The sequence below is a fragment of the Jutongia sp. SJQ-6 genome (assembly GCF_054161275.1).
Genome location: NZ_CP195314.1, coordinates 1785483 through 1800842, shown reverse-complemented (window position 1 = coordinate 1800842; position 15360 = coordinate 1785483). Strand labels below are relative to the sequence as shown.

Genomic DNA, 15360 nt, shown 5'->3' with positions numbered 1-15360 from the left:
AGAAGAAGTATCATTATACAACGATAAAGCGGCAAGGCAATTACTATAGTTCTCTGTCGGCAGAAGCCGCTATATTGTGGCTGCAAAACACTTAGCATGCTTTGACATAATAAGCAATATGTGGTTGCGTGAGATAATGAGGTGTGGGAAGTTTCAGTAAATTATATGTCATAGAGAGGAGTGATTGTATGTGTACTGCAATATCGTATAAAGCAAAGGATTTCTATTTTGGAAGAACATTAGATTATGAGAGTTCATATGGTGAAGAAGTGGTTATCACGCCGCGGCATTATCAGTTTTCGTATGCACATATGGGAGAATGCACAACGCATTATGCCATGATAGGAATGGCACACGTCGCGGAGGAATATCCATTATATTATGAAGCAGTAAATGAAAAAGGTCTGGGAATGGCAGGATTGAATTTTGTTGGGAATGCCTGCTATGGAGAATATGAGGAAAATGCCAAAAATGTGGCGACATATGAGTTTATTCCGTGGGTATTGGGGGCTTGTGAGAGTGTGGAACAGGTGAGAGACTATCTGATCGGTCTTAATCTGATCGGGGAGACATTTGCCGGCAAATATCCCGCATCTTCCCTGCATTGGCTTATTGCGGATGAAAAGCAGTCGATCACTGTGGAGATGGTGGAAGAAGGTCTGCGTATTTATGACAACCCGGTTGGGGTACTTACCAACAATCCGCCTTTTGACAAGCAGATGTTTTTGCTGAACAATTATATGCAATTATCACCAAAACAGCCTGAAAATCATTTGGCACCCGGCGTTCTTGGCACCTACAGCCGAGGAATGGGAGCACTCGGTCTGCCGGGAGATCTATCGTCGACATCCCGTTTTGTCAGAGCAGCATTTACAAAGTTAAATGCGATCAGTGGTGAGACAGAGGAATCACAGGTGGGTCAATATTTTCACATAATGGAAACAATTTCGCAGCAAAAAGGATGCTGTGAGGTGAGGGATGGTGAATATGAGTATACCATCTATACGTCCTGCTGTAATGCATCTCAGGGAATCTTTTATTACACAACATATGAAAATCGTCAGATTACAGCAGTTCGTATGAGACCGGATATGTTAGAACGGGATCAACTGATTCGTTATCCGATGCAGCATCAGGAAAAGATTGCATATGAAAATTAAGCGGATCCAATTGTAGTATTTATTTGTGCAGGTTTACCAATTGACAGTCCTTTGGGTTGCTACGTATAATAAAATAAATAGTGGCAGACTTTCAGGAGTACTGCGGAGTAAGATGTTTGACCGATGCAGAGGCAAGGATGTCTCATTGTAAGATTCCAGGGAAAGGAGAGATGCGGTATGGCGATGGATTTAAATGTATATAATTATCTCATGACCGGATATAACACGAAACCGGCAGCTTCGAAGTATGGTGCGCATAAGACATCAGAACTTCGTTCCATTGTGCGCGACATTGCGAAACGTACAAAGTCCTCACCAATCTATCTCGTAAAACTTTCTGATGACAAACAGGCATATGCCTTGAATGTGAAAGAGTCCTCCATTGCTTTGCATGATGCATTTGAGGATTTGATGACAGAAGATGAAAGTTCAGTCTTTGGTGTACGGAAGGCAGTCTCTTCGCAGTCTGGGGATGTATCGGTGAATATTGATACGGAAGATTATGAGAAGCTGCCGTCACCGTTTTCGATGGAAGTGCACGGTTTAGCGAAGCAGCAGGTCAATGTGAGCAAAGAGTTTTATGATTCCAGCAGGAGCCTGGAAGAGGGATTGTACCGCTTTCGGATCCGAGTGAATGATGATTCCTATGATTTTCAATATAATATTAAGAAAGATGCCAGACACGGAGAGGTGATCGGTGGACTGGCGGATTTCATTACGAAAGCGAGAATAGGCATTCAGGCACAGCCGGTTTCGAGAGAAGCCGGTAAGATCGCAATGAGGATTTCAACGGATATGACAGGAAGCCCGGATGGGGAGCCGATATTATCGTTTGAAGATCGACCTGACGGACAGCATTCCGAGGGAATTACTTCATACTATGGGTTAAATCGGATTGTTCAGAATCCGGAAAATGCATCATTTGAGATCAATGGTGTGGAGAAACATTCCATGTCCAATCAATTTAAGCTTGCGGGAAGTTTACAGATACAGATGAAACGCATTTCGGAACAACCGGCACAGATCACATACACACCGGATAGTGATAAGATTATCAATGGTGTGAGAAACGTTTTGGATCATTATAACCAGATGATTGACAGCTCTTGGAATTATGCAGAGAAGAGCGGACATACACCGAAACTTGTGCGTGAAATGCAAAGTGTGTTGATGCCGTTCCAGTCAGACTTGGAATCCTGTGGTCTGACCTTTAATGATCAGGGATATTTGGAAATGGATGATTATTTGGCAGAACAGTCGGCTATGGACGGTTCCTTTCAAGAATTGTTTGGAGCAGGATCCCGATTGAGCAGCAGAATGCTTGCAAAGATGAATTATGTTAAGCTGGATCCTATGGAATATGTTGACAAAACATTAGTGAGCTATCCTAATACGAGCAAGCCGGCAGTGGGATATGCCTATACAACATCCCTCTACAGCGGTATGCTGTTTAACTATTATTGCTAGTATGGCGAGCTCATGGAGAAGTAGTGTGAAGAAAGCAGATTATATGATAGTAGGTATTGCGCTAATGCTTGCGTTGGTGAGTTTTGGCGTGTATCGGCTCTATTTTGCATCGACAGGCAGAGCAGCGATTGTGGAGATTACCGTTGATGGTAATGTATATAAGACACTTTCGCTGAAGGAAGATGCGACGGTGGATGTGCCGTCGGATGGGGGCCACACGAATACAGTGCAGATAAAAGATGGGAAAGTTTTCATGAAAAAGGCAGATTGTCCGGACAAGATCTGTGTACATCATAAAGGGATCCGGAGCAATGGAGAAACGATTATTTGTCTGCCGCATAAAGTAATAGTAACAATTCAATCTTCCAAAACAGGAGATCTGGATGGTGTTGCCCAATAGCACTTACAAGGACTTCGCAATTTTGCGAAGTCCTTTTTGTTTCTAACTCCAACTTCCCATACCGGAGGTTATTGTCAAACCACATATTACTTATTATGTCAAAGAATACTAAGTATTTTGCAGCCGCTAGATAGTGAGTCCTGCCATCAAGAAACGATAGCAATTGCTTTGCCGCAATTAGTTTTCACAGTGATTTCTAGATTTTGTTGTCTCTGATGATTGATTTACATGCCCAGAGGATTGTCTGAGATAAGGCGGTATGGGAAGTTTAGTTTCTAAAATCTTTCTAAAGTTGAAGAATATTTGGTTGACAGTGAAAGAATGGGGTGTTATTATTTAACGCGCATAATAATTAACAATGTTAATGAATTGGAGGAGACTGGAGCATATGACAAAGTATCATGAGAAAATGTTCCGCATTATGAATCAGTTTCGTAAGCTGAATATTAGTGATATGCTGCCTGGAATCAGCCGAATGGAGTATCTTACGATGCTGATTGCAATGAAAGCAGAAGATGATCGTCGGATTTCCGTGTCGGAATTGATCAAGAGAGCGTGCGTGAAGCCCTCGGCGATATCGCGGACGCTGCGGGGACTGGAGCAGAAAGGATATGTGGAACGTGTTGTGAATCCGGAGGATCGTCGCAATACCTATGTTGTCATGACAGAGGAGGGCATTGCGATAATGCAGCAGGCGGAAAAGATCATGAAGGATTTTTCGGATGCTGTTGGCAAACGGGTTGACCAAGAAGAAGGAGAACGTCTTCTTTGCTATCTGAATGATGTTTATATTGCAGCACAGGAAGAAATTTCCTGTAGAAAATGGAAGAACAGAAAGGAAAACGACGATGAGTAAAATATTTAAAAACATGATTCCGTATTGGAAGATCGTGATCGCAATCATTGGTCTGTTAGTTGTGCAGGCATGGTGCGACCTATCTCTTCCATCGTACACGTCGGATATTATCGATGTGGGAATCCAAAATCATGGCGTCGAGCATGTGATGCCGGAGAAGATTCAGGAAGAGGAATTTCAAACTGCGCAGTTTATCATGACGGATCAGGAAAAGCGCATTTGGAATGATATTTATGTGAAGAAAGGCGACACAAAGGTGTTGAAAAATTTGTCGCAGGACAGATTAGAGGAGTTAGACAAACAGCTTGCGCTGCCGCTGATCATGAATTATCAAATGAGTGCCATGGAGGAGAAAACCTTCGAAAAAATGGTGGCGAGCCAGATGGCATCCGGAAGCAAAAATAACGGCAGCCAGAATGACGCAGCGAGTCAAGGCGGCAAAGATGTCGGCAGCCAGAATGGCAATAGTGCAAAAGTAGGACGATCATCAAAGAATCAGTCCGGACTTAGCGTAGATCAGATCGAGAAATTTATGGGTGTGAAACTGCATCGTTTCCGCCAAAAGAAAGAAGACTCTGATGGAAATTCCAAAATGGTACAATGTGTCGATGTGCGTCCGGTATTTATCGCTATGCAAAAAAACGGAATGCTCGACGAAAAGACGCTGTTTTCTACGAGAGACAGCATGAAAAACACGATCGACACAATGGGCAGTTCGTTGGTCAAGACAACAGGCATTGCCTATGCGATTGCCTGTGACAAAGCGGCAGGCGTCGATGTGGATAAAATACAAAAAACATACTTAGTATATGCCGGCCTGAAAATGGTTGGAATGGCATTGCTGATGGGAGTTGTTACCGTACTAGTTGGTTTCTTTGCCTCCAAAGTAGCTGCCGGAATTGGTATGACGCTGCGAGAAAATGTGTTCAAAAAAGTCGTTGGATTTTCCAATGCAGAAATGGATCGTTTCTCAACGGCTTCCCTTATTACGAGAAGTACGAATGATATTCAACAGATTCAAATGGTATCGGTAATGCTTCTTAGGATGGTTGCGTATGCGCCGATACTAGGCATTGGCGGTGTTCTGAAAGTGGTACAGACAGGTGCCGGAATGGGATGGATCATTGTTCTTGCGATCATCGTTATCATCGGCTATGTGCTGTTACTCATGTCGTCGGCCATGCCAAAATTTAAGTTGATGCAAAAATTAGTGGATCGAATCAATCTGGTCTCTCGAGAGATCCTTACAGGACTTTCCGTTATTCGCGCATTTGGTCGGGAGGACACAGAGGAAGAGCGTTTCGATGCAGCTAACAAAGACCTCACCAAAACGACGTTGTTTACGAATCGTGTGATGACGTTTATGATGCCGGGTATGATGATGATCATGAACGTTTTGACGGTTGGCATTGTTTGGTTTGGTGCCAAAAAGATTGATGCGGGAAGTATGCAGGTAGGGGCAATGACTGCTTTCATCACGTATGCGATGATGATCGTGATGTCATTCCTGATGCTGACAATGATGTCGATCATGCTGCCGCGTGCCGCTGTCGCAGCAGAGCGTATTGATGAGGTCATTCAGACAGAATCTTCAATTGTTGATATCGATGAGCCGGAAACACTTACAACGCATAACGGACGCATTGCTTTTGAACACGTATGTTTCCGTTATCCGGGCGCAACAGAGGATGTACTTCATGACATAGATTTTGTCGCAGAACCGGGCAAAACAACCGCAATTATCGGAAGCACCGGTTGTGGCAAATCGACATTAGTTAATCTGATCCCACGTTTGTATGACGTTACCGATGGAAAGATTACGTTAGATGGCAAAGATATTCGTCGAATCGCGATGTCGGATCTGCGTGAGGAGATTGGATATGTGCCTCAGAAAGGAATTCTATTTTCGGGAACCATTGCATCCAATTTGCGCTTTGGTAAAGGTGATGCCACCGAGGAAGAGATCGAACGTGCAGCGGATATAGCACAGGCAACAGAGTTTATTGATGCCAAGGAAGAACACTATGACAGTGCGATTGCACAGGGCGGTTCGAATGTTTCCGGCGGACAAAAACAGAGATTGGCAATTGCAAGAGCAATCGCTAAGAATCCGAAGATCTGTATTTTTGATGATAGTTTTTCGGCATTGGATCTCAAGACGGATGCTGCGCTTCGTGGGGCACTTAGCGAGAATGTAACAGATAGTACCATAATTATTGTAGCGCAGAGAATCAGTACGATTCTGCACGCAGAGCAGATTTTGGTATTGGATGAAGGACGAATTGTAGGGAAGGGAACACATGAAGAATTGCTGGAACACTGTGAGGTGTATCGACAGATTGCAGAATCTCAGTTGTCTGCCAGCGAACTTGGAATGGAAGAAAGCGAGGTGACAATGCATGAGTGAGAATCGAGAATTAAGACAAAGACCACAGCGGAGAGGCCCGATGGGACGCGGTATGCAGCCGGGCGAAAAGCCAAAAGATCTGGAGAAATCCGTCAAAAAGTTGATGCAGTACATTGCAAAATATAAGATCGGTATTTTTGTAGTGATGCTCTTTGCAGCGTTTTCTACTATATTTAATGTGGCAGGTCCTAAAATACTTGGTAAAGCAACGACAGCACTTTCGGAAGGGCTGATGAAAAAGATCCAAGGCACCGGAAGCATAGATTTTCATAAAATCGGATTGATCCTGCTCATCGTGTTGGCACTGTATTTGGCAAGTGCATTGTTTAGTTTTGTGCAGGGATGGATCATGACCGGGATCACCCAGAAAGTCTGTTACAGACTGCGCCGGGAAATTTCCGAAAAGATTAATCGTATGCCAATGAAGTATTTTGAGAGTCGTACTTACGGCGAGGTGCTGTCGCGCATTACAAATGATGTGGATACACTTGGACAGGGATTAAATCAAAGTATTACAACGATCATTACGTCCGTTGCAACGCTGATAGGTGTGCTGGTCATGATGTTGAGCATTTCACCGTTGATGACATTGATCGCCTTGATCATACTGCCGATCTCGATGGGATTGATCGCATTGGTAACCAGAAAATCTCAAAAATATTTCCACGCACAGCAGGAATATCTGGGACATATTAATGGTCAGGTAGAAGAAGTATATGGTGGGCATTTGGTTGTCAAAGCATTTAACCACGAAAAAGAAACAATAGAGGAATTTGAACGCACAAACCGTATTTTGTATAATTCGGCATGGAAATCACAGTTTTTGTCAGGTATGATGCAGCCGATCATGATGTTTGTCGGCAATCTGGGCTATGCGTGCGTTGCATTGACCGGTGGACTGCTTGCCATCAAAAACGTGATCACCATTGGCGATATTCAGGCATTTATCCAATATGTCAAGAACTTTACGCAGCCGATTCAGCAGATTGCACAGGTTATCAATATGGTGCAGTCGATGTCTGCGGCATCGGAACGTGTATTTGAATTTTTGGAGGAAGAAGAGGAGATACAGCTTGCAGAACAGCCGGCAGATATTTCTAAAGTAACCGGTGAGGTTACCTTTGACCACGTAGGATTCGGGTATCAGCCGGAGCAGCCGATCATTCATGATTTTAGTGCACATGTAGAACCGGGACAGAAGATTGCGATCGTTGGTCCGACCGGAGCCGGTAAGACGACGATGGTGAAATTACTAATGCGATTTTATGATGTAGATCGGGGAAGTATACGGCTGAATGACCGAGATATCCGCGATTTCAATCGTCGTGATCTGCGAGATGCGTTCGGAATGGTGCTGCAGGATACATGGCTGTTTAAGGGTACGATCATGGAAAATATTCGCTATGGCCGTTTGGATGCTACTGATGAAGAGGTCATTGCAGCGGCAAAAGCGGCGCGGGCACATCACTTCATTCAGACACTGCCGGGCGGATATCAGATGGAGCTCAACGAAGATGCAAGCAATGTGTCACAAGGACAAAAGCAGCTTCTCACGATTGCACGTGCAATCTTGGCGGATAATAAGATCCTTATTTTGGATGAGGCAACCTCTTCGGTTGATACGCGTACGGAGATCGAGATCCAAAAGGCGATGGACAATCTGATGAAGGGGCGCACAAGTTTTGTGATCGCGCATCGTTTATCAACAATTCGCAATGCAGATCTTATCTTAGTGATGAAAGATGGCGATATTATTGAGCAGGGTGACCATGATACCTTGTTAGCGGCGAATGGTTTTTATGCAAATCTGTATAACTCACAGTTTGAAGAGGCAGTATAAAAGCATAAGCGTCGGGGAGCATGCGTGTATATAGACAGAATAGGAGGATACGAGAAAGAAAAATCCCGTATCCTCCCTAAATTTCTGAATTTATGTAGAATTTTTCTTGACGGACAACCTGTTCTGTGCTATAGTAGATGGGCGATGTAACAGTCTTTTTTTTATGCCCAAAATTCGGGCGCCAATAATTTAATGGAGGTGAAAGCCGTGAGAGTAAAGATTACTTTGGAATGCACAGAGTGCAAACAGCGTAATTACGATACGACGAAGGAGAAGAGAAATCATCCGGATCGTATGGAAACGAAGAAGTATTGCAGATTCTGTAGAAGACACACATTACACAAAGAGACGAAATAATCGTTTCCCGCGTGAATGGAAAGGAATGAGGTTGAACGATGGCAAATTCTGAGAATAAAGAAGAAGTAATGCAGGACGAACCAAAAAAGACCGCAAAGACCGCCACGGCTTCTAAGAAAAAGAGCCGTCTGCAAGGACTGAAAGCAGAGTTTCGCAGAATTATCTGGCCGGATAAGGAAACGATCACGAAAGAGACTACAGCAGTTGTAGTTAGTACGGTTATTTTGGGTATTATCATTGCCCTGCTTGATTTGCTGATCAAGACAGGCCTTGACAAGGTTTTTCAGATAGGATAAGGTGATTGACTATGGCAGATGCAGAAGCGCGTTGGTATGTGGCTCATACCTATTCAGGCTATGAGAACAAGGTAAAAATGGATATCGAGAAGACCATTGAAAATCGTGGTTTGCAGGATCAGATTTTGGAAGTTTCCGTTCCGATGCTCAATGTAGTAAAGGAAAAGGATGACGAAGAGAAGATTACTCAGCAGAAGATGTTCCCTGCATACGTCTTGATCAAGATGATTATGAACGATGACACATGGTACGTGGTACGCAATACACGTGGTGTGACAGGGTTCGTAGGACCGGGATCCAAGCCGGTACCATTAACAGATGAAGAGATGGCAAGCATGGGATTGAAGGTGGATGCACCGAATGCACCATTCAGCATTGGCGATTCTGTGATTGTTAAGTCTGGTGTCTGGGAAGACACCACCGGAATTGTTCGTCAGATCGATCATCAGAACCGTATGGTTACGATCAATATCGATATGTTCGGACGTGAAACACCGGTTGAAATCAGCTTTAACGATGTTGAGGTTTTATAATGATTTCGTTTTGAAGGGATGAAGAAGTCATTCCGAGCTGGACGCCATATAGATGTGGCATCCGCAATGTTAGATAGTAACCGCGTAAGCGGTATTTTCACAGGAGGTAAGAGACAATGGCTAAGAAAGTCGAAGGATATATTAAATTACAGATTCCTGCTGCAAAGGCAACACCGGCACCACCGGTTGGTCCTGCACTTGGTCAGCACGGAGTAAACATTGTAGCATTTACAAAGGAGTTTAATGCAAGAACAGCTGGACAGGAAGGTATGTTGATTCCTGTAGTTATCACTGTATATCAGGATAAGAGCTTCAGCTTTATCACAAAGACTCCTCCAGCAGCAGTGCTGATCAAGAAGGCATGTGGTATTGAGCATGCATCAGGTGAGCCAAACAAGAATAAAGTTGCTACAATCTCTAAAGCAAAAATTCAGGAGATTGCCGAGACAAAGATGCCGGATCTGAACGCAGCTTCTCTTGAGGCAGCAATGAGCATGATCGCAGGAACAGCTCGCAGCATGGGTGTTACTGTAGAGGAATAATTAAGTGAACGCCGGAATTATCGCATAAAAAAGATTGTTGTTGATTGAACGATGTGGGAGGCGACACAAGGGATGTGTCATGGACCCGCCGTTACTACCACTAGGAGGTTATATAATATGAAAAGAGGAAAGAAATACGTTGAGGCTGCTAAGAAGATTGACAGAGCTGCACAGTACGAAGTTGCTGATGCTGTAAAGTTGATCAAAGAGACAGCTGTTGCAAAGTTTGATGAGACTGTAGAAGCACATATCAGATTGGGTGTAGACGGACGTCACGCAGATCAGCAGATCCGTGGTGCTGTTGTACTTCCTCACGGAACAGGTAAGACTGTTCGCGTGCTGGTATTTGCTAAGGGTGACAAGGTAGATGAGGCTCTTGCAGCTGGCGCTGATTACGCTGGTGGCGAGGAGTTGATCCCTAAGATCCAGAACGATGGATGGTTCGAGTTTGATGTAGTTGTAGCTACACCGGACATGATGGGCGTTGTTGGTCGTTTGGGTCGTGTACTCGGACCTAAGGGTCTGATGCCAAACCCTAAGGCTGGAACTGTAACGATGGACGTGACTAAGGCTGTTCAGGATATCAAGGCTGGTAAGATTGAGTATCGTTTGGATAAAGCTAATATCGTACATGTACCGGTAGGAAAAGTTTCCTTCTCTGAGGAGCAGTTGGTAGAGAACGTCGAGACATTGATGGGTGCTATCACAAAGGCTAAACCGGCAGCAGCTAAGGGTCAGTATTATAGAAGCGTATCCTTGTCCGCAACAATGGGACCAGGAGTAAAGCTTAACACTGCTAAATACGTATAATTTTTAACGGATTGTAATACGGTTTTAACCAATAAAAAGGCACTGCATAAACGGAAGTTTATGCGGTGCCTTTTGTGGTATCACATGGAATGAAAGAATCACATCCACGGTAATGCCAATATGCAGCGATTAAAGAATCACATCCACGGTATTGCCAATGAGAGAATTGGATGCAGAGCCGGAAGTATTTGCGGTATCTGTAGTAATGCCGGCGAGATCTGCAGTGTGAACACTGCCCGCGATTTCTGCAATGGCCGCTACAGAGGAAGTATCAGCAGCATTACTGGTACTATCCTGTTTTGTGCTCGCTTTGGCTTTTTTAGGCGGGATCACGATCTGACTTGCATGTCTTTTTATCTTTTTTGCAATGGAAGACATTTCTGTCAGGTAATCACTGTCACTGCCAAATAATTGCTTGAACCTATAAGTTGCGGCCTGATTTACAGTGCCTTTCTTAACACTGAGTTTGCCGTTGGAACTGATCGAGATACCAACGCTTTCTAAAGCGTCTTTTTGCTCTCTGGTCAAGTGTTTCATCCGTGAGACAAGACGTTTTGCCTGGCCGGAAGTCGAGTTGCCTGCACTTTCCAGTAAATTATTATAAGTATCTGCAAATAGTTTTGTAAATTTATAATTGGTGGAATCGCTGACCGTATTCATCGAATTGGAATCTTTATCTTCCATTACGGTTGGTTCACTCCACTCCAACTGACGCAATTGCTCAATGATCTTTTTCATAGCTGAGGAATCCGCCTTGGTAAGTTCACTATTCTGCATGGATGAACGACGCTCTGCTTTGCGTGCACCACGGTTTGAAGAGTATATCCCCCGCAAATAAAAGTCATACGAATAAGTTGTAGCGACCATAATACCTACATTCCTTTCCGAGTCCGCAGCTCTTTGCTGCCAGACTGTGTGTTCGTTAATGAGCCCGGAAAAACAAATGTCTGCTTCGCAGCTGCTTGTTTTTCTTTGGGACTTTGTATATTATATCGGCAAGGGAGACAGAAAACATAAGTATTGTTGATGTTTTGAATTTTTCATGGTAACATGAGGAGAATTAAGAGTAAGATAAGAGTAGAAAACGAGGTGAAACAACGGGAAACCGTTATGAGTTATGCAGGAAAGAATACGATATCATAAAATTAATTTGGAAGATAGAGAGCTTATGATGACCATGTATGCACAGGATCCACGAAGAACTTGTGAACATTGTTTTGCTAATAATTATTTGTGGCAAAGTGTATATCCGGCAGAAATGGCAGAATTTGATGGCTGCATCAGTGTGCGGTTTTATGATGGCGCCGATCTGTATTATGATTTTCCGTCCGGACCGGGAGATAAGAAACAGGCTTTGGAACGTATTTTGGAATGGACTAAAAGACAGGATGCATTGCGGTTTTACGGTTTGTTGCGGGATGAGGTTGAATTGTTAGAAAAATGGCATCCGGGGGAATTTATCATTACGCCGGAACGGGATATTTACGATTATATTTATGAGACAGAACGTTTGACGACGTTAGCAGGTAAAAAACTGCATGGAAAGCGTGGCCATATTCACCGTTTTGAGGAAAATCATGACTGGCGATATGAGTCGTTGGGACCGGATAATTGGCAGGCTTGTCTGCAGATGAATCAAATTTGGAAGCGCAAGCGTGCTGATAAATGGGATCCTGATATGGAAGAAGAATTTCAAGTTGTGAATCAGGCATTGCAGCATTATGACAAATTGGGAATGGTTGGAGGTGTGCTTTGGGCAGATAGAGAAGTTGTGGCCTTTACGATGGGAGAATCGCTTGGTGGAGATACGTTGGCGGTCCATTTTGAAAAAGCATTTCCAGAGATCCAAGGAGCATATCCGATGATCAACCAGCAGTTTGTAAAGCATGAATGCCAGCAGTACCGCTATATTAATCGAGAAGATGATGCCGGAGCAGAAGGGCTGCGCAAAGCAAAAATGTCTTATGTTCCTGATATTTTATTGGAAAAGTATATGGTAGTGCGTAAATAGCAGAATATTCGGTATAAGACGATATTGCAACACGGAACGTTTATTTAAAACTGCAAAATATCTGTTTATTGCAGACAGAATAAGCAATATGTGATGAAGTGACAATTTTCGTTGCTTGAAGTTTGAATGAAATTTTTTACAATTTTCTTACAATTTTAGTTGCAATTTGTAAGGAATGCTGATATACTATAGTCAGTCGTTAAGATAGCGACTAGATATACCCCTCAAACCCCTCTCCTCATCAGAGCATATCATGTGTTTTGGTGAGGAATTTTTTTTCAGAGGGAAATACATTCCGAAATAAGGAGGAAGCGTATGGATCGTGCAGATAAAAAAACGGTAGATGAAGTGAAGACTACAGATGTGGTGGAAGAACCAATGGTAGACGAAGTGAATACTACAGACGAGGTGGAAGAACCAATGGTAGACAAAGAGAAGATTACAGATGCGGTGGAAGAACCGGCGGCAGATGAAGCGAAGGCTACAGATGCGGTGGAAGAACCGGCGGTAGATGAAGTGGAGACTACAGATGCGGTGGAAGAACCGGCGGCAGATGAAGTGGAGACTACAGATGCGGTGGAAGAACCGGCAGCAGATGAAGTGGAGACTACAGATGCGGTGGAAGAACCGGCAGCAGATGAAGTGGAGACTACAGATGCGGTGGAAGAACCGGTAGCAGATGAAGTGGAGACTACAGATGCGGTGGATGAACCAGCGATAGATGAAGTGAAGACTGATAAACAGAAAAGAAAAGAAGAGAAGCGTTTAGCAAAACAGCGCAAGAAGAATGAGAAGAGGCAGGCGAAAGAAGCCGCCAAGATAGAGAAAGCTAAGAAAGCTGCAGACAAGGTGAAAGCAACAGCGGAAGAGTCTGCGGAGAAGGTGAAGAAGTCTGCGGAGAAATCTGCAGAAAAGGCAAAGGAGCTCGGAGAAAGAGCAAAGGAAGTCGCTGAGCAGGAGAAGACGAGAGCGCAGCAGGTTGGCTTTGTATCTTCATTGAAGTTTAGAGTGTCTATACTTGTAATTCTGGCAGTTGTGCTGACCGGTGCGATCATGCTGTTGATCGTAGTGCCTGAAGCAGAATCGGCAATTCAAGTTGAGACGGAGCATTACATGCACGATATGGTAACTGCGAACGGTATTTCTTTGGATCAATTTATTGCGGCAGGTAACCTGAACAATAAAATTTCTATGAAAAATACATTTGGTAATGTAGCTTTGCAGGGCGTTGATTCCAGTTATGCATATATTGTATCCGGAAGCGACGGCATGATGCTTTGCCACCCGGAAGGGGAAAAGGTTGGACAACCGGTAGAGAATGCAGTGATCAAAAAGGTCGTAGAAGATATTCAGATGGGATCCAGACCTGAGACAAGTGTTGTTGAGTATAAATATAAAGGAACAGCAAAGATGGCAGCATATTATGTCACCAAAAAAGAGCCGACGGTTCTTGTCATTACAGCGGATAAGGATGACATTTTAGCACCGATCAACCATATGATAAAGACCGGAACGGTAGCATTTGTTATTGTTGTTGTTATATTCGCATTTTTGGCAGCATTTATCACGGGCAGAATGACAAGACCGCTGATCATGATCTCAAAAATTGTGGAAAAGATGTCCAGAATGGACTTTACAGAAAACAAGGCTGCAGAACGTTTGCTAAAGCGAAAGGATGAAACCGGCATGATGAGCCGTTCAGTTGCATCGCTTCGTAAAGAAATGGTTCTGATGATACAGGACATTCAGGCACAAAGTAATAGTCTGTTCAATGCGTCTGAAAGCTTGGATAAAGATGCCGCCCATACAGCACGTGCGATCGAGCAGGTAGAAAGTGCTGTGGGTGATATCGCCAGTGGCGCGACAAATCAGGCTGATGAGACACAGAGTGCGACAGAAAATGTCATTACGATGGGCAATATGATCGAAGAAACGAATTCCGTTGCAGAAGCATTACATAAGAATTCAAAGCAGATGCAAGAGTCCAGTAATCAGGCAATGTCCATTTTGAAAGAGTTGATGGAAGTGAATGACCAGACCAAGCTTTCCATCGATGAGATTTATGAGCAGACCAATATTACGAATGCTTCCGCGCAGAAGATCAAGGCAGCGACAGATATTATCGCATCAATTGCAGAAGAGACCAATTTGTTGTCACTGAATGCATCTATTGAAGCAGCACGTGCCGGCGAGCAGGGACGTGGTTTCGCTGTGGTTGCTTCTCAGATTCAGAAGCTGGCAGAGCAGTCAAATGATTCAGCCAAACAGATTGATGATATTACAAATGTTTTGATACAAGACTCGACGCATGCCGTGGATACTATGCAGGGAGTACAACAGATCATGGCTGTTCAGAGCGATAAGATGCAGCAGACAGAGAAACGCTTTGCGGATGTCTACGAAGGTGTTGAGAAGGCGATCGGAGGTGTTGTTACGATTTCCGGACGAACAGAAAGCTTGGATGATTCCAGAAGTAAGGTCGTTGATGTCGTGCAGAATCTTTCTGCCATTGCTGAGCAGAATGCAGCCAGCAGTCAGGAGACATCTGCATCAGTTGTGGAGGTCAGCAACACATTGGCGAACATATCTGATAGTGCAGCAGGTTTGAAGGAGATCGCTTATCAGTTAGACCAGAGTGTAAAGAAGATTAAATTGTAATTTGAATTAGAATTTTAAGGAGA

The 15360-nt window shown here is 43.8% G+C and carries 14 protein-coding genes; 13 read left to right on the top strand and 1 reads right to left on the bottom strand.

What is annotated here, in order from left to right:
* Window positions 1-188 precede the first annotated feature (188 nt).
* The 11 genes from bsh (at window position 189) to rplA (ending at window position 10668) form a co-directional block, all read left to right on the top strand.
* Window positions 189-1160 (top strand): choloylglycine hydrolase, encoded by a 972-nt coding sequence (gene bsh / locus ACSAJE_RS08175; protein WP_458008794.1) that lies wholly within the window; start codon window positions 189-191, stop codon window positions 1158-1160.
* Window positions 1161-1337: 177 nt separating this feature from the next.
* A complete protein-coding gene (locus tag ACSAJE_RS08170) occupies window positions 1338-2627 on the top strand; it encodes a hypothetical protein (RefSeq protein WP_458008793.1) in 1290 nt (429 codons plus the stop codon).
* 25 nt (window positions 2628-2652) lie between these two features.
* Window positions 2653-3027 (top strand): NusG domain II-containing protein, encoded by a 375-nt coding sequence (locus ACSAJE_RS08165; protein ID WP_444156409.1) that lies wholly within the window; start codon window positions 2653-2655, stop codon window positions 3025-3027.
* Window positions 3028-3415: 388 nt separating this feature from the next.
* Window positions 3416-3883 (top strand): MarR family winged helix-turn-helix transcriptional regulator, encoded by a 468-nt coding sequence (locus tag ACSAJE_RS08160; RefSeq protein ID WP_022025618.1) that lies wholly within the window; start codon window positions 3416-3418, stop codon window positions 3881-3883.
* Window positions 3876-6290: an ABC transporter ATP-binding protein gene (locus ACSAJE_RS08155; RefSeq protein ID WP_458008792.1), complete on the top strand. Its 2415-nt coding sequence runs from the start codon at window positions 3876-3878 to the stop codon at window positions 6288-6290. The genes ACSAJE_RS08160 and ACSAJE_RS08155 overlap by 8 nt, the downstream gene beginning before the upstream one ends.
* Window positions 6283-8130: an ABC transporter ATP-binding protein gene (locus ACSAJE_RS08150; protein ID WP_458008791.1), complete on the top strand. Its 1848-nt coding sequence runs from the start codon at window positions 6283-6285 to the stop codon at window positions 8128-8130. Before ACSAJE_RS08155 ends, ACSAJE_RS08150 begins: the two co-directional genes overlap by 8 nt.
* Before the next feature lie 192 nt (window positions 8131-8322).
* Window positions 8323-8487 carry a 50S ribosomal protein L33 gene (rpmG, locus tag ACSAJE_RS08145; protein ID WP_279220188.1) on the top strand — a complete coding sequence of 55 codons (165 nt, stop codon included), beginning with the start codon at window positions 8323-8325 and terminating at the stop codon, window positions 8485-8487.
* A 38-nt stretch (window positions 8488-8525) separates the two neighbouring features.
* Window positions 8526-8783, top strand: coding sequence for a preprotein translocase subunit SecE (gene secE / locus ACSAJE_RS08140; RefSeq protein ID WP_022025621.1), 258 nt, complete (start codon window positions 8526-8528; stop codon window positions 8781-8783).
* An 11-nt stretch (window positions 8784-8794) separates the two neighbouring features.
* Window positions 8795-9316: a transcription termination/antitermination protein NusG gene (nusG, locus tag ACSAJE_RS08135; protein WP_022025622.1), complete on the top strand. Its 522-nt coding sequence runs from the start codon at window positions 8795-8797 to the stop codon at window positions 9314-9316.
* A 116-nt stretch (window positions 9317-9432) separates the two neighbouring features.
* A complete protein-coding gene (gene rplK / locus ACSAJE_RS08130; RefSeq protein ID WP_022025623.1) occupies window positions 9433-9858 on the top strand; it encodes a 50S ribosomal protein L11 in 426 nt (141 codons plus the stop codon).
* 117 nt (window positions 9859-9975) lie between these two features.
* On the top strand, window positions 9976-10668 hold the full coding sequence (gene rplA / locus ACSAJE_RS08125) for a 50S ribosomal protein L1 (RefSeq protein ID WP_022025624.1): 693 nt from the start codon (window positions 9976-9978) through the stop codon (window positions 10666-10668).
* A gap of 129 nt (window positions 10669-10797) precedes the next feature.
* Here rplA and ACSAJE_RS08120 read toward each other — a convergent pair whose 3' ends face one another.
* Window positions 10798-11535: a hypothetical protein gene (locus tag ACSAJE_RS08120; RefSeq protein WP_458008790.1), complete on the bottom strand. Its 738-nt coding sequence runs from the start codon at window positions 11533-11535 to the stop codon at window positions 10798-10800.
* 250 nt (window positions 11536-11785) lie between these two features.
* Between ACSAJE_RS08120 and ACSAJE_RS08115 the strand changes: the two genes are divergently transcribed.
* Together ACSAJE_RS08115 and ACSAJE_RS08110 are read left to right on the top strand one after the other, a co-directional pair.
* Complete coding sequence (locus ACSAJE_RS08115) at window positions 11786-12679, top strand: DUF2156 domain-containing protein (RefSeq protein ID WP_118690498.1); 894 nt, start codon at window positions 11786-11788, stop codon at window positions 12677-12679.
* Window positions 12680-12994: 315 nt separating this feature from the next.
* Window positions 12995-15337 (top strand): methyl-accepting chemotaxis protein, encoded by a 2343-nt coding sequence (locus tag ACSAJE_RS08110; protein ID WP_458008789.1) that lies wholly within the window; start codon window positions 12995-12997, stop codon window positions 15335-15337.
* Window positions 15338-15360: the final 23 nt, after the last annotated feature.